Genomic DNA, 19,466 nt, shown 5'->3' with positions numbered 1-19,466 from the left:
AGCTGCACCTTTTATTTTCCATCATTAAAAAACGCTTCGGCCTTTTCCTTATGTTCGTTGGTTACCTGACCGGATATCGCTTTAATACCAGCTGCAATGATCGCTGCATCATCTGTAAATCCAAGGCCGAGAATCGCATCTGGTATCGCATCTATAGGGGAAATAAAATAAGCCAATGCACCGAAAGCAATTCCTTTTGCCCACAAAGGGGTCTTCGCATCGACGGCACAATAATACATCGCGATAGCATCTTTAGTAAATGGAATCTTACCTGCGAACTTTTTAGTTTTTGTCCAAAAATTCCGAGTTACCAATTCCTCATTTTTTTTGCTGTATGGAAACCTCTCTGCTGTGAGCTCCGCTGTGTTCATGTCATCATCTTTCTTCATTAAATTGTCCCTCCGCAAGGTTCATATGAAGTACATACTGTCAGTATACCCTCAGCTATAATATATATCTCTTAAATAAACTATAGCTTGTTCTATGAAACTTACACAATATCATTTGATTTCTTTAATTTTATTCAAATCACTGCTGCATAACGCTTCAAGATTATTAAAGATTCGCTCGGCATCCCAATCCCACCACTTAATCCCTTCAAGATATTCGATCAATTCAGCATCAAAGCGTTGTCTAATCACTTTACAGGGATTTCCTCCAGCCACACTATAAGCCGGGATATCTTTCACAACCGTTGAATTAGCCGCGATAACCGCTCCATTTCCAATATGTACACCAGGCATAACCGTAACATTCTGCCCAATCCACACATCGTTACCGATCACTGTATCTCCTTTATAAGGTAGATCTGATAGTTCTGGAACTGCATGCTCCCACCCATTAGCCATAATATTAAAAGGATAGGTCGTAACCGAATTCATTCGATGGTTCGCACCGTTCATGATAAATTCAACGCCTTTGGCAATCGCGCAGAACTTCCCGATAATAAGCTTATCGCCAATAAAATCATAATGATGCGTCACATGCTCCTCAAACTTTTCCGGACCGTCTATATCATCATAATACGTATAATCGCCAACCAGAATATTGTTTCTAGTAATCACATTTTTGATGTAACAGATGCTTTTGATCTGTTCATTTGGATAGAGTGCATTCGGATTCGGTCCATATTTCTCCATAGTAACGCCTCTCTCTCTTTTTGATAAAACATAGCAGAGATCGGAAGCCTTTTCAAATAAGTACGAATCATGAACATAAAAAGCGGCTACCGTGTGGTAACCGCCATTACAACTACTTTATCGCTTCGATAAAACCTCTACTTCATATTGCTTCACATCGCTCAGCCAACTTTCACGGACAGGCACACCATGCGTCGCACAATAATAATCCCAAACAGCTCCGAATGGATAAGATTTCAATTCCTCCACAAGTGCAAGTCTCGTAGTATAATCCCCATCCAGTTCAATTTGCTTCAATAGCTCTATCGGTTCCAGCATTGCACGTAACAAGGCTTTGATAGTGTTCCGTGTTCCGATCACCCAAGCAGCAATATGATTAATACTTCCGTCAAAGAAATCAAGTCCGATATGAGTCCTGTCTAGAAATTGACCTCTAACTAGTTCACGGGCAATCTCTAGCAGTTCATCATCCATTGTCACCACATGATCACTATCCCAGCGTACTGGGCGGCTAACATGCAGCAGCAATTGATCACCAAACAGCAGCCAAGACGATAGTTTGTTCGAAATGGTCTCGGTCGGATGGAAATGCCCAGCATCAAAGCAAAACGCTTTGCCCCGGCTTAGCGCATACCCCATATAAAATTCATGCGAGCCCACCACATAACTTTCTGAGCCAATTCCAAACAGCTTACTTTCTACTGCATCAATGTTATATTGCGGATCGATCTCCTCGCTGAAAATCTCATCCAGTGATTGCTGAAGTCGTACCCTCGGCGATAGACGGTCGATCGGTGTATCTTTATATCCATCTGGAACCCAGAAATTAGTCACACAAGGCTGACCTAGCGCCTGCCCGAAAGATTCTGAGATTCGGCGTGCAGCCTTGCAATGAGAAATCCAGAAGTTGCGTATTTCAGGATCCGGGTGGCTTAGTGTGAAGCCATCATTAGCTTTTTCATGAGAGAAGCAAGTGGGATTGAAATCTAATCCAAGTCCCTGCTCCTTAGCCCAGTTCACCCATCTTTCAAAATGCTTAGGCTCTAGCGCATCAAGATCTACTGTCTCTTTCGTATCGGCATAAATAGCATGTAGATTAACTTTATGACGGCCTGGGATAAGCGCTAAGGCCTGCTCCAAATCACGCCGTAGCTCCTCCGGATTCCTAGCCCGCCCCGGGTAACTGCCCGTGACCGCGATCCCGCCGCTGAGTTCCTTTTCCTTATTCATGAAGCCCTTTACATCGTCTCCTTGCCAACAGTGCAATGAAATTTTGATTGCCGCAAGCTGTTCTAATACTTTATCTACATCAATGCCGTGCTGTGCGTAGAGCTTTTTCGCTTCATTATAGCTCGTCTGAATGCTCTTTAAGCTTTCTGTACTCTGCTCCATGCTTGAGCCTCCTGATCTTGTCTTAGTGATTTCATTTAGGGGGATTTATACCCCTCTTTAGTTCGTTTTCCGCTTTTTGCGTTCAATGAGGGGCATTTATACACCTCTTTTGTTCGTTTTCCGCTTTTTGCGCTCAATAAGGGGGATTTATACCCTTCTTTTACTCGTTTTCCGCTTTTTGCGCTCTATGAGGGGGATTTATACACCTCTTTTGCTCGTTTTCCGCTTTTTACGCTCAATGAGGGGCATTTATACCCTTCTTTTGTTCGTTTTCCGCTTTTTGCACTCAATGTAGGGGATTTTTGTACCTCTTTAGCTCGTTTTCCGCTTTTTGCACTCAATGAGGGGCATTTATACCCCTCTTTTGCTCGTTTTCCGCTTTTTGCGCTCAATGAGGGGGATTTATACACCTCTTTTGCTCGTTTTCCGCTTTTTGCGCTCAATGTGGGGCATTTATACCCCTCTTTTGCTCGTTTTCCGCTTTTTTCGCTCAATGTAGGGGATTTTTGTACCTCTTTTACTCGTTTTCCCCTTTTTAAGCTCAATGAGGGGGATTTATACCCTTCTTTTGCTCATCCATAGCTATCTAATAGTCATCCCATATATTCTCGGTTACTTTATTAGTTACTCTTATACGACCTGTAGCCGAGCAAATTCTGCTAATGCTGCGGTTTTCAGGGTGGAATCCATCATTTGTGGAAGATAAGTTGTTACATCAAATGAGCGATATATAATTTCTCTTGCTTCTTTAATATCTGCGACCGCGCCTATACTGATCATTTGCATAACCACATTACCTAATGCGGTTGATTCCGTTGGTCCAGCGTAAATTTCCATCTCTAGCAAATCGGCCGCAATCTGGCATAGCAATCCGTTGTTCGCTCCACCACCTACGATATGCAGCCGCTCCCATTTTTCACCGGTCAATAGCTGAAGATCCTGAACGTAGAAATAATAAGAAAGAGCAAGACTGTCAAACACACATCTGGCAATCTCCCCTGGTGTCTTTGGTACCACCTGTCCGACTTCCGCACAATAGCTCTGTATCTCGCTAACCATGTTGGATGGATTCATGAATCGTTCATCATTGCAGTAGATGATGGATCTAAAAGGAATTTCTTGCGCTGCCAATTCTACCAGTTCGCCGAAGCTGTACTGCCCTCCATATTCCTCACGAACCTTTTGGATCAGCCACATCCCCATAATGTTCTTAAGAAAACGAAACGAGCCGAAGGCTCCCCATTCGTTTGTATAATTGCGCTCCATCGCCTCTGGACTTGTAATTGCTGAATCCCGCTCCACCCCGATGAGTGACCAAGTACCACTACTGAGAAATCCCCAACTATCGCTACTTGCAGGAACGCCTAGTACAGCCGATGCTGTATCATGAGTGGCTACTGCTATGAACTCACAAACTGGAAGATCACCGCGTGCCGTCAAGTCATCAGTCAATCCGCCAATTTGTTCACCAGGTTCCGTTAAGGGTGGAAATTGTTCTTTTGAAAGACCAAGTAGTGCCAGGAGATCAGCGTCATAATCCCGAGTATACAAATTCAGCAGACCTGTGGTTGAAGCATTCGTGATTTCACTAATTCTTCGTCCCGTAAGCCGATAGTAGAGATAATCAGGGACCAAAAGGATGGAATGTGCTGCTTCCAGCTCTACCTGATCATGCACATACAGCTGGTACAGTGTATTAATAGGGAGAACTTGTATCCCCGTCTTTTCGTAAACGCTTTCAGTTGATATATTGCGATGAAGGCTTTGTACCGCTTTATCCGTTCGGGAATCACGATAAGAAAAAACTTCATGAATTCGTGTCCCCTTCTGATCTAGAAGTACGTAATCCACAGCCCAAGTATCAATTCCGACGGTACAATGCTCAATTCCTTTTGACTTCGCCTTCTGCAAGCCTTTTACAATTTCAGCAAATAAATAATCGACGTCCCAATAAAGATTACCCTTCTTCTCAGCGAATCCATTACTAAAACGGTGAATTTCTGTTAATGATAAGGTTTCTTCCGGTTCTTGCAAGGTTCCGCAAACGACTCTCCCACTAGAGGCTCCAATATCAATAGCAATATGATTCTGACCCTGTTTATGTGCCCCAGCATTCATTCTTAAACAACACTCCTTATCTCCTCATCAGCCTACCAGCAAGGCGAATACGATTCCTGGGCCATGCACACCTATCGTCAGATCATTCTCAATATCCGCTGAACGACTCGGTCCAGAGATAAAGTGAATACCTGCGGGGAGACCCGATTGTCCCGCTTCATCAAAATCAATAAGCACCTCACCCAGACGAGTCTTCAGCCGTTCAAGTGGAATGATAGCAATTAATGCGGTTGGCAAAAGACTGACAGAGCGCCCTTTATCCGCAGAAGATAACACTGTAATAGAGCCTGTATAAGCAACTGCATAATCCGCGATCACAATCCCAATATCGGCTTCCGCTGCCCTAGCTTTCCATGCTTCTTGCATATCCGTATTCCAGACAGATACCTGCGTATCTACAAGTTCTTCTTCTAGATGAAGTACCGCAAGCTCAGCTACATTTTGCCGAAGAATATAACGGGCAAGCATATCACTCGCTTTATTGACAATAAATGCTTTAGCTTCATCCATCGTTGCCATGCGAAACACATGTCCACCTGCACTTTGAAAATTCGCAGTAAATTGATCGATGCGTTCTTCTGGACTCCACTGGAATTCTTGCCAATAATCTGGAGCACCGCGGAAAGGATGTACAGGAGCCATAGTCGTTCTTGGACGCTTCAAACGACGAGCGATATCATTCATGAATGCCTGCTGCTTCTCACGTGATTCATTTGCCATACGCTCCAGCCATTCATTGTGCGTTTCCTCAGTCATGCCCGACTCCTCCTTCCAGCTCTTCCCGCTTCCGCCTCGCTAATAAATCTTCCATTCGCTTCTGAATGGCTGGGTCCATCTCTCGACTGTTCTTGTCTAACTCCTTCTGCAGCCCTTTCCAGCTCTCACGGAAGGATTCATCCGCCAGCTTCGGAGCGATCCGGTAGTTATTCCAGCCTTTCAGCGGCCCAAGCTTTGATGGAATTCCGCCGTCTCTCACAAGCAGCTTTTGTCCGATTCTGCCTACTTTAATCACACTACTAAATCGCTGTGACTTCGCCATAATCGCACCAAAACCTTTCATACCGAGGCCTTCCGCTTTGTCTCCATATCCTCTCTCTACCTTACGTCGCCGTAAATAGATAAGCATATCATGCAGTGGGATTTTGACTGGACAAGCTTCATAACACGCGCCGCACAGACTCGATGCACCTGCGATATCATCCCACTGCTCTACATTTTTGTTCAGCGCCGGGGTCAACACCGCTCCGATCGGTCCGCTATAAGTTCCACCATAGGCATGACCGCCAATATGACGATAGACAGGGCAGGCATTCAGACAAGCTCCACAGCGGATACAGTTCAGTAGCTCCTGAAATTCTGGATCGCCAAGCTGCTCAGATCGACCATTATCAAGGATAATAATATGCTGCTCTTCCGGCCCGTCCCCATCATCCTTTCTACGAGGTCCTGAAATACCGGACATATACACTGTTAGCTTCTGGCCAGTTGCTGAACGAGGCAGTAACGTAGCCATCACCTCAAGGTCGCTCCAAGAAGGAATAATCCGCTCCATCCCCATCAAAGTGATTTGCGTCTTCGGCAAGGTGGTGACCATGCGAGCATTGCCCTCATTCTCGAACAGCACCATGGAACCTGTTTCTGCAATCGCAAAATTGCATCCCGTCATCCCAATATCCGCTTCTAGGAATTTCTCCCGTAGCTTGCGCCGTACAAATCCTGCAAGGATTGTAGTCTCAGGCAAAAGCTCCTCCCCTGCCTCCTTGGACAACAGCTCAGCAATCTGATAGCGGTTCTTATGGATGGCTGGGATAATGATATGAGACGGAGTTTCTCCGGCAAGCTGGATAATATATTCGCCAAGATCTGTCTCAATCGTCTCCACGTCAATGGACTCAAGCGCCGAATTCAAATGCAGCTCCTCAGTCACCATCGATTTGGATTTGACCACGGAAGCCGCTTGTTTCCGCTGCGCAATCTCTAATGCAATCTTCACTGCCTCTTCACCTGTTGCCGCAAAATGAATATGCGTGCCGTTCGCTCTTGCATTGTCCGCAAATAGATTCAAATAATAATCGAGATGAGCGATCGTATGCAGGCGAATTTGCCGCCCACGTTCGCGCCATTCCTCCCAGTGTCCATGGTCGTTCGCCGCTTTCTGTTTCCCGTCACGTAGCCTTTCCGTGGTGAAGCGGACCGCCTTACGCAAAAAATCATTATTCAACGCCAAGTCGGCACGCTCTTTTACCGAAGCTGGCTTCACATGATTCGATTCCGATTTGGTCTGAGCGGCATTCTGGCTCATTGTCCAATCACCCCTTCATACAGTAGCTCTGCTAAATGCATGACTCGGACAGGCTTATGACGATAACGCAAATTCCCAGCAATATTCATGAGGCAGCCCATATCCAGACCCGTTAAGACCTCTGCTTCTGACTCCAGCACATGATCAGACTTCTCGGCAACCATCGCCCCGGAGATATGAGACATTTTTACGGCAAAGGTTCCGCCAAACCCACAGCAGTCCTCAGCAAAAGGTAGTGGTACTAGCTCCATCGCCTTCACATTCTGCATAAGCTGCATTGGTTCATCACGAATTCCTAGAATTCGGGTACCATGACAGGAAGGATGATAGGTAACTTTATGCGGAAACACTGCCCCTAAATCCGTTACGCCAAGCACTTGCACCATAAACTGGCTGAATTCATAGGATTTAAGCTGTAAATTCTGTGCCTTGGCTAAATTAATCGGATCATCCTGGAACAGTTTCGGGTAATGATGAAGCATCCCGGTGCAAGAACCGGAAGGAGCAATGACAAAATCACTGTCTTCGAAGGCCTGCAAAATCGTAAGCGCAGCTTGACGTGCCTCATTCCAATAGCCGCTATTATACGCTGGCTGTCCGCAGCAGGTCTGCACTTCAGGAAATTCCAGCTGTACGCCATATCTAGCAAGCAGACGTGCCATCGCTTCTCCGACCTTTGGATACACAGCATCACTGATGCAAGTAATAAACATCGACACCTTCATATCTTCACCTCCTGCAACACTATTTTCTACACGGTTGTGATTGCGATGTTCAGCTCCTGTAGCTGCTTTACCTGTTCTGTTTCGGGGCTGTAATCCGTAATCACAACATCCAGTTCACTAGTCGTGGCAACATGAGTAAACGCTTGAATTCCAAACTTACTAGAATCGCACAGTAGGATTACCTGCTCCGCTATTGCAATCATCTTTCGCTTCACCATCGCTTGCAGCTCATTCGATTCACTGGCGCCGCGTTCGAGATGAAATCCTTTGCAGGAAAAAAACATCTTATCCACGTGATACAACTCAAGCGAACGCTCCGCTAAATGTCCAACAAAGGACATCGATCTGCGGCTCAGCTGCCCCCCTGTTGAGATCACATCTATACGTTCTTTCCCACTTAACTCCGCAGCTACTCTGATAGAGTTCGTCAGTACAGTCAGTGGCATATCCGGCAAAAGAGAGGCCATATACCATGCAGTCGTACTGGCATCCAGCAAAATTCGATCTCCTGGCTTTATCATTAACACAGCCTCACGGGCAATCCGCTGCTTCTCCGCTGCATTCATAATTTCACGTTCGGCATATGGTGTCTCTGGCTGACGATCACGCAGACTGACTGCACCCCCGTGAGAGCGTAGCAGCCTCCCCACCTTTTCCAAGCGATCAAGATCCCGCCGGATGGTCTCCTCCGTCACTTGGCATAAGGTACTTAGTTCCGAGACACGAATGCTGCCGCGTTCATTCACTAGTTCTACGATTCTTTCATATCTATCTGCAATTAGCATGGCTTCCCTCCGTTATCCCTATCTATATTCTATCTTCCTGTTATCTAGTAAAAGCTGCCGGCACGCCACCGTCAATCGTCAGCATGCAGCCCGTAGTCTTCTCTGACTTGGATGAAGCGAAAAAGGCAACGCCCTCAGCAATATCACGTGGATAAATATTTACCAGCAGTGTTGTGCGTTTACGATAATGCTCCTCTAGTTGATCCGGCTCAATGCCGTAAGCAGCCGCGCGTTCATTCCGCCAGTTCGAATTCCAAATGGCAGAGCCTTGTAGAATGGCATCCGGCAAAATGGTATTGGCGCGAATGCCGAATTCTCCGCCTTCAGCTGCAATACAGCGAGCTAAATGTGCTTCGAGCGCTTTGGCAGAGCTGTAAGCCGATACGCTTTTTCCAGCAAATATGGAGTTCTTGGAGCCGATAAATACCATACTACCACCGATTTTTTGCTCCTTCATCACCTTAAAGGCTTCGCGTGCAACGAGGAAATAACCTGTTCCTAATACGGAAATGTTCAAATTCCACTCTTTTAATGAAGTCTCGTCAAAAGGACTGGAGGTCGCAAGCCCGGCGTTGTTCACAATAATATCAACCCCTCCATAGAAAAGGGCTGTATCCGCATAAGCTGCGGTAACCTGCTCCTCCTGCGTTACATCCATTTTAACAGCGAACGCACGATTCTCACCGTATTTACCGTTAATCTCCGCAGCAATTTTCTGTGCACCCTCTAGATTGAGGTCAGCCAGCACAACATGCGCCCCTTCGGACACTAGACGGCGAGCGGTTTCGCTTCCGATTCCTCCTGCCCCACCTGTAATGAATGCAACCTTACGCGAGAATTCTGCTTCTGCTGGTGCAAGTGATAATTTATATAATTCCAAAGGCCAATATTCCACGTTGTACGATTCATTCTCACTAAGAGAGACGAAATCTCCCAGTGCGGTAGCTCCGCGCATAACTGCAATTGCCCGGTGATACAAGGCTCCGCTGATCTTGGAGTTGCTCCAGCTTTTGCCTGTATTGATCATTCCCACTCCGGGAATCAGAATCACACGCGGCGCGGCTTCGAACATTACATCTCCCTCATGTTTATTGCGGTCGAAGTAAGCTTTGTACTGCTCTTTATAAGCGGTAATCGCTTCGTTCAGCTTAGCCTTCAGACCATCAATGTCACTGGCATTTGGCTCCCAAGCCACAAAAAGTGGCAGCATTTTAGTATGAACCAAATGATCTGGGCAAGCCGCACCTACACTGGATAATTTCTCCGAGTTAACTCCACCTACAAAACGCAGAACATCCTCTGCATCATCGAGGGTCAGTATCATTTTACGCTCATCACTAACTGCGCCTCTGATCAGTGGCATTACAGCTGCTGCTACAGCCCGCCGTGCTTCTTCCGAAAGTGCTTCCGATTTGCGGCCTCCGAACAAGTTCTCATCTTCCATTCGATCTTCGATGTAATGCTCCGCTTCATTAATGATAGAGATCGTCTTGGCATAACAAGCTTCCGGTGTATCTCCCCAAGTTACCAGTCCATGCTTCTCCATCAATACCAGCTCTGCTTGTGGATTAGCAAGTACTCCTTCAGCAATCATTTTAGATAAAGTGAACCCTGGACGGATGTAAGGCACCCACACGAAGCGGTCCCCATAAATTTCTCGCGCAATATCTTTACCGTTATGCGCACAACACAAGCTGATAATCGCATCTGGATGCGTATGATCTACATGTTTAAATGGTAAAAAAGCATGAAGCAGTGTCTCAATCGAAGCACGCGGATGTTTAGGATCAATCATGCAATTCGCGAGATAAGCCACCATTTCCTCATCAGGCATTTCCTCCCGATCAAACAAAGGGGCAATATCCTGAAGACGTAACCCAGTAAAATTGCCTGCTTTCATTGTAGCAAGGTCCGAGCCGCTCCCCTTCACCCACATCACTTCTACTTCACGCCCGCGAAAATCCAATTCTATCGTCTTACTGGAGGTATTCCCGCCCCCAAAATTACAAACTCTGCGATCTTCACCCAACAGATTGGAGCGATAGACTAGTGAATCCAGACCTCCTTGGATGTCTTTTTCCCGTGCTGAATCCCATAAACTTTGTACCATTTGTGAATACCTCCATTTTTGAATGTTTATTTTTTTGTTTATTTTTCTTTGTTTTGATTTTAGTCTATTTGTTTATGTTTGAATAGAGCGTTTTCAACAAAATTTAAAATTTATTTCACAATTTAGACGAATCCTCCTTGGATGAAGTGAAATTACATTGCAAAAACAAAAAAAGAGTTGCCAATTAGCAACTCCTTCACCTCCACTATTCAGCACACCGACTCATAGACTAATCCAGTAGTTACATTTTCCATCCTCAATACGGCTAAGTATTCCTCTGTTCGCTTCAATGACCTTTCTCGAAGATACATTGCTCGGCTCACAGGTCAGCATGACCTTATCAATCCCCAGATCCGCAGCTTTTTTTAACAACTCTGCCAAAAAAACTTTGCCATACCCCTTTCCTCGCTCACTAGGCCTGATGCTATATCCGATGTGTCCACCTGATTTTCTTAATTGATCATTTAAAGAATGTCTTAGCTTTCCAACACCAACAGGATAAGAGTCAATCAATAACCAATAGTTGGTTTGCGGGACATAGTTTGGTTGGAGATTATCGCCTCTTGATAGTGCGATCCGATCTCTGATGAAATCAGGAAATTCACTGTAAGCCAAATCAAACCCATTGTTAACGAATCCATTCTCCCCAGGGCCTATCTCCATAATCATTTCAAAAATATCGCGTCCATCTGACAAACTGGCTTCCTTTAGCTCAATTAACATCATAATCCCCCCTAGAACATAAAAATTGCTTACCGTATCAAAAAATTCTATCGCAAAAAAGAGCCCTCCGCATTACCTAATTGCACTTTCTACAACTAATATCACCTTCAGTACGCCTGTCTATCGTTAAGTGTACTTTGTGCAACTAAAATCCCCCAATCAAGCTGAATCGGCTGATTTCCAGAGATATAGTTGCTCAAAGTACACCTATATCACATTAGTGGGAGTAAAGTAGCTTTTTAGTTGCACATAGTACACTTATCTGCTCCCACCCTCTTTTTCACACTAATGTTTCTATTTCTCTCTCCGCCTTGCGAACACTCATAGTATACTTATTGGCATAAGATACAGATGTTTTATTTTGGATAAGGAGGTTTGTGATGGTAAATAGCTTCAAGAATGTAAAAGCGCAAGAACGAGTGTGGCACTCCTATCAGCAGCTAGTTGAGCAGTGGCCCACTCCACTTGAGGAGATTGATGTTCCAACCACATATGGACTGACGCATTGTATCCTTGCTGGACAAAAGAATAATCCCCCCTTACTACTGTTCCATGGCGTGGGTGATAATTCGGCGGTCATGTGGATCTTAAACATCGAGGAACTATCGAAGCATTTTTATTGCATCTCAGTTGATACTTTGGGCGGACCCGGAAAAAGCATCCCTAACGAGCATTTTAACAAACAGAAGTTTGAGCAAATAGAATGGATTAATGAAATAGCGGCGCATTTGAGTATAGACGTCTTTCATATCGCGGGAGTGTCCAACGGCGCCTATATTGCTTTTAATTATGCAACTAAGCAACCGGACAAAGTAAAGCGTGTCGTTTGTTTGGAGGGCGGAATGGTCACCGCACCGATCAAAGCCATGATCCAAACCTTAATGATGATGTTCCCGGAGATTCTAATTCCAACAGATCATAATTTACTAAAAGTTCTAAAGAAGTTAAGCGCACCTAACTCCCCTTTATTTGATAACCATCCAGCATTGGCGGCTCATCTGATCCTTTTAATGCGGACTCATAATCAGCAAGCTATGTTTGTGCATAAGCTTCATCCATACGATAAGAACGCCGCGGTTGCAATCAGAGACAAGCTCTATTTTTTAATCGGTGAGCACGCGTTAAAGCAATCGAAGGACTTCATAGGTATTTTAAAAGATGGAAAGTTCCATTACCAAGTCATCCCCCATGCGGGACACGGGATTAATCACGAGCAACCGGATAGAGTAAACACTGAGATCATCAATTTCCTGACAGACGATAAGGATAAATCACTTGCATCCAGATGAAAGCGCTACTATTATGTTTGTAATTACACATACCCATCCTAGATAAGGAGATGATTACCATCAGATACGGAACATTAGCGCATACATTTGGTTGTTTACCCCTCAAATCGTTGACTGCAACGCTTCAGAATTATGATATCGATTTTGTTCAACTGGCTTTATCCAAAGCTATTCAGGATATCGATACCTCCACAGGTAAATTAAGTCCAGGCCTCGCAAACTATATTGGCGAACATTTTGACAGAGCAGGTATACGTATCGGCGTGTTAGGCAGTTACATCCATCCTATTCATCCGGACCCTGTTATACGAAGAGCGGAGATCAATCGATTTAAGGAACATCTTCGATATGCCCGCCATTTCGGAGCACCTATGGTGGCTACGGAGACAGGCGCTCTGACTACTTTTCAAGCACAAGATCCGCTCCATTACGAAGCTATCGGCTGGGACATATTAAGAGCCACTGTACAAGAGCTTGCGGAAGAAGCTGAAAAATGGGGGGTGTTTCTGGGATTGGAGGGAGTCTGCACGCATACACTTTCTACACCAGACAAGATGCGCCGCATCCTAGATGAAGTCCCCTCAAGCAATATTGGTGTTGTCTTTGACCCATGCAATTTTATTGGTGACGCAGTAGATATTCAGGATCAAATTGTCGATGACTCCTTTAGGTTGTTCGGGGACCGAATTATTTTGGCACACTTAAAAGACATCTATCCAAATGGAGGGACAATTTACCACGGAAAGGCTGGTGGAGGGCAGTTTCATACCGAAGCTTTCCTGAACAAACTCCAAGAATTCAAACCGATGATCGACGTATCATTAGAAGATATCAAAGATCTAGAGATTAATGATACCGTTGCTTTACTAAAGAAGCTTGCTTCTATGGAACAATAATGCTAATAATAATTTCACTCATAAGCACCCCTCACCCTACTTTAATATTAAACTAGATAAATGGTACCTTTCTATGCGAGTTGAATACAATAAGAAACATAACGATTGAATCACAGCGTTTAACGATTATAGCCCTAACTTGGAAGGGACTGGATTATCAATGAGACTCACATTCCCTATTCTGACCTTATCTCACGGCGGAGCCCAACGCATGCTGGTAGAGCTCACCAATGGACTGACAGCTATGGGGCATCAGGTCACTATCCTCATGCCTGTGGATGGCGTTGTTTCCTATGATATCCGTTCCACCATAATCCGCTCCGCATATATGGATCTTCAGGAACAAGACTATCCCTCAGGTGATGTGATTGTTTCTAATTTTCATACAACAGTTCCTACTTCCCAAGCAGCGAGCAACCAAGGAAAAGGAATTCATGTAAGATTATCATTATGTTATGAACCCCCATTTTTACCGGATAGTTCGCTATCGTTTCCTTCATATCATGTCACAGAGTATCTGATTGTTTTATCGCATTGGCAGCAGGAGTTGATTCGTTTAAATCATGGGATCACAGGAAACATTGTACCCGTTGGTATCAGCTCCTCTTTTAAGAATATGAAAATCCGCCACAGTCTTCAGGAGCCTTTAAATATAACAGCAATATTAAGAAAAACAGAACCAGGCTTCTCTTGGCACCGGGAGCAAGATTATCTTATAGAGCAGCTCGATGATGTAAAAGAACAATACCCCTATGTGAATATTAACTTTATTAGTCCACCCGACGAGTTCAACAGCTCAGAAGCTTTACAAAAGTTAAAAGCCACCGGAAAATATCGATTCTTCACCCCAGCGAATGATGAGGAGCTCTGTTACCATTACAACGGTGCAGATATCTTTGTTAGTTCTAGTATTTTTGATACAGGTTCTTTGCCGGGGCTTGAAGCCATGCGGTGTGGCGCAGCACTCGTCTGTGTTTATTCAGGTGGAAATATGGAATACGCAAATCACGAGAAGAACTGTCTGCTCTCCTATCGGTATGAGAATCGGCTTGGTGAAGATGTCATCCGCTTAATCCGAGACCCAAACTTAAGAACTAAATTAGCTGCACAGGGCGAAAGATCCTCACACAAATGGACATGGGCAAATAGTGTGCGATTATTTGAACAAGCGATTAGAGATTTCTTGTTTAAAAAAAGACTAACTCAAACGTAGAGTATACTACTCTCTCTTTCGATAGATGCCCGGCGACACCCCATAACGTTCCCGAAATACCCTGTGGAAATAGGTGTAGCTTCCGAACCCGGTCTCCTCTGCGATTCGCTCTAAAGTGTAATTAGTGTTGTCCATTAACCGCAGTGCCATAGCAAGCCGAATTTTCCCTGCATATTGCATAATAGAATAGCCAAATTGAATTTTGAATAAATGCACGGCCCTCGTTATACTAATTCCGGCATGAGCAGCTACGTCCTTTAGCCTGATCTCTGATGTAGCATGCTCCTCCACATAACTCTTCATTTTGAGTCCGTGTAGAAGCGAGGCCGATGATGAAGCAGGCGCCTCTTCAATCGCCCGATCCAGCAGCAAACATAAAGCCTTAAATAACGCTTCAAGAATTTCTGGACTGCCTCCATCAAGTCTTCTATGCTCCAAATCAAGCTGTTGCCATATACTTTGCAGCTTGCCATCATCCGCAATTCTAACTTTCTTCGGCCTTTCGCGCAGGTTCCACCAGTGATCCACCCATTCTCCTGTACACATTACAAAATAGTCCACACTATGTCCTAGAGGGCTTTTCTTTTCACCGATTCTCAGATCATATATATCCTGGGGCTTAAATAATAACAGATCACCAGGCACCACGGTTACCATGTCTCCATCGATGAGAACTTCACATTCCCCTTCTGCTTGCAGCCTGATGATATAGGTATCAAGCCCACTGCGATATAATTGCCTAAAAGGCTGAATATGGCGGATAAAGCCACAAAGACTTATTTGGACACTATTAGTTTCCATAGCATTACTCCTCTACTCTTAGTAGTCGATGACCAGATTGTTGAGGTTCTTAGCCATATTGTTTCTTCAAAGAACGGTTAATCTCCTTCTATAATAAAGACAGAATTTATATGTACAGGAGGTTACCAACCCTTATGAGTAAAATCGTTCGCGTCATTCAAACAGCAAAAGAAACTACCGACCGTTTAACAGAAAAAGACCCTCTGATCTTCCTGCCGGATACGTCAGGCGTCGAATCAGAGCTCATCAATATCTATGATGATCTGGAGTATCAGGAAATTGAAGGTTTTGGCGGTGCACTTACAGAGGCATCTGCTGTTACCATTGCTAAATTAAGTGAAGCTAAACAGAATGAAATCATCAAAGCTTATTTTGATCCTGAGCATGGCATTGGATATACCTTATGCCGCTCGCATATCCAAAGCTGTGACTTCTCACTGGGCAACTATGCTTATGTAGAAGAAGGCGATGCTGAGCTGCGTTCGTTCGATATTTCCAGAGATCAAGACTCAATTATCCCTCTAATTAAAAATGCTGCAGCAGCTGTCGGTGAAGATTTCCGTCTGTTCTCTTCTCCTTGGAGTCCTCCAGCATTCATGAAGACAAACGGGCAAATGAACGGAGGCGGAGCTCTTAAGCCTGAATACCGTGAGGCTTGGGCCAACATGTTCGTTAAATATATTCAAGCTTACGCTGCTGAAGGCATTGATATTTGGGCCGTTAGTGTTCAGAACGAAGCAAAAGCTGTTCAAATATGGGACTCCTGCCTTTATACCGCCGAAGAAGAGAAGGATTTTGTTCGGGATTACTTAGGACCAGCCTTGGAACAAGCCGGCTTGGCTCATGTAAAGGTTATGATCTGGGATCATAACAAGGAACGCGTCTATGATCGTGCCAAGGTTGCTTTTGAAGATCAAGAGGCTTCCAAGTACATTTGGGGAATTTGCTTCCACTGGTACTCCGGCGATCACTTCGAAGCCCTATCAGCCGTACATGATCGTTTTCCAGATAAAAAGCTGTTCTTCAGCGAGGGCTGCCAAGAAGGTGGCGTTCATCTCGGCTCGTGGAACACCGGTGAACGTTACGGCCATGATATCATAGGTAATCTGAACAACTGGATGTCGAGCTGGACCGACTGGAATATTATTTTGGACGAGCAAGGCGGACCTAACCATGTAGGTAACTACTGCGATGCTCCAATTATCGGGGATACAAAAAACGATGAAATTACTTTTGAGAGCTCCTTCTATTACATCGGGCATTTCAGTAAATATATTCGTCCAGGTGCTAAACGCATTGGACATTCCAAATATACTGATAAGCTTGAAACTACAGCTTTCCGTAATCCTGATGGTACTATTGCTGTTATCGTTATGAACCGCACGGAACAAGAGCTTCCGTTCACGCTTCGCTTCCATGACAGCTTAGCTGAGAACATAATTCCGGCTCATGCCATTCAGACACTGCTAATAAAGTAAAAAGATAAGGAGGTTCTCTTTATGCGAAACGCATAGAGAGAACCTCCTTAATTTAATTAAGAGACAACAATTGGTTATAACCTGGCCGTCAGTATTTCGCATAACGCTCCATACAACGAATGTTCAAGATCCATTGAGGTAAGAGCGCTTAATGCTGCCGTCGGTGTTGATGACTCTTTGATTACACGGTAAATATGTTCTTTCATTTGAAAAAGAATTTGCGCACGATTCAGTAGGTTGAACACCTCTTCATCAACTGAATTCACAGCTATCCTAGCATCTGCGAACATTACCTCCAGTGATTGGCCAACCGCTAGATCCGAGATCATAACCGTTAGTGTATGCGTAGCTTCGTTGTATCCCATTTCTGCTGTGATTTCTGTGCCGCAAGCGAGTACTTGGACCTTGGTATCCGCAAAGCCGACAAAGGATAGCTTCCATGACCGTCGTTCAGGCACAACTTCTGTGTTTCCCTTAGCAGGGAGTATCTTGAAGCTGGCTTTTTCGCCTATCTCCATAATCATTTCCGTGTCGCACCATTGCTCATCCCGATCCTCTGCAGTATCGCCCTCATCCTCCCAGAGATGAAAATGACCACTGCCTCCAGCAAACACACGTACCTCCATAGATCTCGGATTATCCACTAATGAGGTATATTCCGTCAGATCCGCCATAGGAACGATAGCACCCGCTTTTGCTAATACAGGAATATTCTCCAGATTACGATAGAGTGAAAGTTTTCTTCCACCGTCATACACTCTTCCGTTAAAGAAATCTATCCAGATTCCTTTAGGCAGCCAAGCCTTAAATTCGGCAACGCCTACCTTAGAGTTGACCGGCTGAGTAATCGGACACACAATGATTTCAGTACCAAAGAAATATTCATTTGGCACTTCATAGGCTTCATTCCGCTGCGCATGATGATAATACATGGGCCGGACTAGCGGAAGACTATCGCGGCTGGCATAACGATTCATTGTGTACAAATAGGGAAGTAAACTGTGCCGCAAGCGCAGGTAATCCTTCATTACGTCCGCGGCAATCTTATTGAACCGCCATGGCTCTTTACTGTTGAAGGCACTTGCAGAGCTATGTAACCGCAGAATAGGCGAAAACACACCGAATTGCACCCAGCGTATCGCCAATTCATCGTCTAAGTAGCCATTCATGTGGCCCCCGATATCATGGCTCCACCAACCATAACCGACGTTTGCGGCGTTAGCTGTGAAGTAAGGCTGAAAATCAAGAGATTCCCAAGTGACAATGGTATCGCCAGAGAATCCTACAGGATAACGATGGCTGCCAAGACCTGCATAACGGGAGAAAGTAAGCTTCCTGTTCCCTCGCCGACCGCTGTCTAGATAGTGATAATGGTTCAGCATCCAGAGCGGATCTAGTCCCGGTACTTTAGTCACTCCCCCCTGCTGCCAATCAATCCACCAGAAATCCACACCTTCATCCTCAAGCGGATGATGCAGAAACTTAAAGTATGCCCGTAAAAATTTCGGATCCGTGATATCAAATTCCACAGCATCACCTTTTTCCGGGTCCAAGCCCAACTCCGCAGCAATAGCCAGATAAGGATCTTCAAACGCCCTTACGCCATCAGCTGGATGTACGTTGAGCGTCACACGAAGTCCTCTTTCATGTAGCCATGATAAAAACCTCTGCGGGTCTGGGAACAGATCTCTGTTCCATGTATAGCCCGTCCAGCCGCTGCCGTACTGTGGATCAATATGGACAAGATGCCAATCCATATCCATAACTGCGACGGAAAAAGGGATTTGCTCACTTTCAAACCGTTCCACTAGAGCTTTATATTCTACTTCTGAATATGGATAATATCGGCTCCACCAGTTGCCAAGAGCATAACGTGGTAGTAGAGGGGTACGACCGCAAAGATGATAGAAATCCTTTAAGCACTTCAAATAATCATGACCATAACCAAAAAAATAAAAGTCGAGGGCTTCTTGCAACCGCAGTTCAACCCGTCCATCCTCTTCAAGGATAAGAGAGCTGCTGTCATCCACTAACGTAAACCCGGAACGCGAGAGAAGTCCGTGCTCAAGTGGAATAGCACCATCGGCATTATCCAATGTACGTGCCGTCCCTCTCAAGTCTTGCACTGGATCACCGTAATTCCAGACACTCATTAGGTGACCCGCTTCGTTTCTTATTCGAATGCTGAGGCCATGCCGGGAGAAGGGCTTCTTATCATAGGTTAAATGCAGACGATCCGTTATCAATTCAAGCTTATTTCCCAGATCAATTACGCGAAATTCCGGAACAGGAAAATTGCGATTCACAACGGTCTGCGACGCCCGATCTTCAAAATACCCCTCCTCACTGTATTCCATCCGGATAAGCTCCGAAGTTAGTACAGTGAATCGATAGCGCTCCCCTTGAATGATCGCGTCAGCTCTACCGCATGGTTCAGCTTGCAGCTTAAATGAGATCGCCAAAGGATTTGGCTCTTTCATCGTATGTTCCATCGG

The 19,466-nt window shown here is 45.0% G+C and carries 17 protein-coding genes; 4 read left to right on the top strand and 13 right to left on the bottom strand.

What is annotated here, in order from left to right; all coding sequences use genetic code 11:
• Window positions 1-11: 11 nt before the first annotated feature.
• The 11 genes from NST74_RS11240 to NST74_RS11190 form a co-directional block, all read right to left on the bottom strand.
• Complete coding sequence (locus NST74_RS11240; RefSeq protein WP_042126581.1) at window positions 12-389, bottom strand: YkvA family protein; 378 nt, start codon at window positions 387-389, stop codon at window positions 12-14.
• 111 nt (window positions 390-500) lie between these two features.
• Window positions 501-1,139: a Vat family streptogramin A O-acetyltransferase gene (locus tag NST74_RS11235; RefSeq protein WP_341112079.1), complete on the bottom strand. Its 639-nt coding sequence runs from the start codon at window positions 1,137-1,139 to the stop codon at window positions 501-503.
• A gap of 117 nt (window positions 1,140-1,256) precedes the next feature.
• Entirely contained in the window at window positions 1,257-2,531 is a 1,275-nt protein-coding gene (gene rhaA / locus NST74_RS11230; protein WP_341112077.1) for an L-rhamnose isomerase, read from the bottom strand.
• Window positions 2,532-2,716: 185 nt separating this feature from the next.
• Window positions 2,717-3,025: a hypothetical protein gene (locus NST74_RS11225; protein ID WP_341112076.1), complete on the bottom strand. Its 309-nt coding sequence runs from the start codon at window positions 3,023-3,025 to the stop codon at window positions 2,717-2,719.
• A gap of 136 nt (window positions 3,026-3,161) precedes the next feature.
• Entirely contained in the window at window positions 3,162-4,649 is a 1,488-nt protein-coding gene (gene rhaB, locus NST74_RS11220) for a rhamnulokinase (RefSeq protein WP_341112075.1), read from the bottom strand.
• Window positions 4,650-4,676: 27 nt separating this feature from the next.
• The gene (locus NST74_RS11215; protein WP_341112073.1) at window positions 4,677-5,405 is read right to left on the bottom strand and encodes a LutC/YkgG family protein; all 729 of its coding nucleotides are present in this window, start codon (window positions 5,403-5,405) and stop codon (window positions 4,677-4,679) included.
• A complete protein-coding gene (locus tag NST74_RS11210) occupies window positions 5,398-6,951 on the bottom strand; it encodes a LutB/LldF family L-lactate oxidation iron-sulfur protein (RefSeq protein WP_341112072.1) in 1,554 nt (517 codons plus the stop codon). Before NST74_RS11210 ends, NST74_RS11215 begins: the two co-directional genes overlap by 8 nt.
• Entirely contained in the window at window positions 6,948-7,676 is a 729-nt protein-coding gene (locus NST74_RS11205) for a (Fe-S)-binding protein (protein ID WP_341112071.1), read from the bottom strand. Before NST74_RS11205 ends, NST74_RS11210 begins: the two co-directional genes overlap by 4 nt.
• Window positions 7,677-7,702: 26 nt before the next feature.
• On the bottom strand, window positions 7,703-8,461 hold the full coding sequence (locus NST74_RS11200) for a DeoR/GlpR family DNA-binding transcription regulator (protein ID WP_341112070.1): 759 nt from the start codon (window positions 8,459-8,461) through the stop codon (window positions 7,703-7,705).
• Window positions 8,462-8,501: 40 nt separating this feature from the next.
• Window positions 8,502-10,571 (bottom strand): bifunctional aldolase/short-chain dehydrogenase, encoded by a 2,070-nt coding sequence (locus tag NST74_RS11195; protein ID WP_341112069.1) that lies wholly within the window; start codon window positions 10,569-10,571, stop codon window positions 8,502-8,504.
• A gap of 222 nt (window positions 10,572-10,793) precedes the next feature.
• Window positions 10,794-11,297, bottom strand: coding sequence for a GNAT family N-acetyltransferase (locus NST74_RS11190; protein ID WP_341112068.1), 504 nt, complete (start codon window positions 11,295-11,297; stop codon window positions 10,794-10,796).
• Between the two features lie 377 nt (window positions 11,298-11,674).
• On the opposite strand from NST74_RS11190, the gene NST74_RS11185 reads away from it, so the two are divergent.
• The 3 genes from NST74_RS11185 to NST74_RS11175 all read left to right on the top strand — a co-directional run bounded on the left by NST74_RS11185 (window position 11,675) and on the right by NST74_RS11175 (window position 14,692).
• A complete protein-coding gene (locus tag NST74_RS11185) occupies window positions 11,675-12,583 on the top strand; it encodes an alpha/beta fold hydrolase (RefSeq protein WP_341112066.1) in 909 nt (302 codons plus the stop codon).
• A 110-nt stretch (window positions 12,584-12,693) separates the two neighbouring features.
• Window positions 12,694-13,479: a sugar phosphate isomerase/epimerase family protein gene (locus NST74_RS11180; protein ID WP_341112065.1), complete on the top strand. Its 786-nt coding sequence runs from the start codon at window positions 12,694-12,696 to the stop codon at window positions 13,477-13,479.
• Between the two features lie 160 nt (window positions 13,480-13,639).
• Window positions 13,640-14,692 (top strand): glycosyltransferase family 4 protein, encoded by a 1,053-nt coding sequence (locus NST74_RS11175; protein WP_341112063.1) that lies wholly within the window; start codon window positions 13,640-13,642, stop codon window positions 14,690-14,692.
• A 6-nt stretch (window positions 14,693-14,698) separates the two neighbouring features.
• Here the strand turns inward: NST74_RS11175 and NST74_RS11170 are convergent, their stop codons facing one another.
• The gene (locus NST74_RS11170; protein WP_341112062.1) at window positions 14,699-15,493 is read right to left on the bottom strand and encodes an AraC family transcriptional regulator; all 795 of its coding nucleotides are present in this window, start codon (window positions 15,491-15,493) and stop codon (window positions 14,699-14,701) included.
• A gap of 134 nt (window positions 15,494-15,627) precedes the next feature.
• On the opposite strand from NST74_RS11170, the gene NST74_RS11165 reads away from it, so the two are divergent.
• Window positions 15,628-16,971, top strand: coding sequence for a glycoside hydrolase family 30 protein (locus tag NST74_RS11165; protein ID WP_341112061.1), 1,344 nt, complete (start codon window positions 15,628-15,630; stop codon window positions 16,969-16,971).
• A 74-nt stretch (window positions 16,972-17,045) separates the two neighbouring features.
• Here the strand turns inward: NST74_RS11165 and NST74_RS11160 are convergent, their stop codons facing one another.
• On the bottom strand, window positions 17,046-19,463 hold the full coding sequence (locus NST74_RS11160) for a glycoside hydrolase family 31 protein (protein WP_341112060.1): 2,418 nt from the start codon (window positions 19,461-19,463) through the stop codon (window positions 17,046-17,048).
• Window positions 19,464-19,466 lie beyond the last annotated feature (3 nt).

It is taken from the genome of Paenibacillus sp. FSL F4-0125, from assembly GCF_038008565.1.
Lineage (GTDB): Bacteria > Bacillota > Bacilli > Paenibacillales > Paenibacillaceae > Paenibacillus_AQ.
The sequence above is the reverse complement of the archived record's forward strand: the minus strand, read 5'-3'. Positions and strand labels throughout refer to the sequence as shown.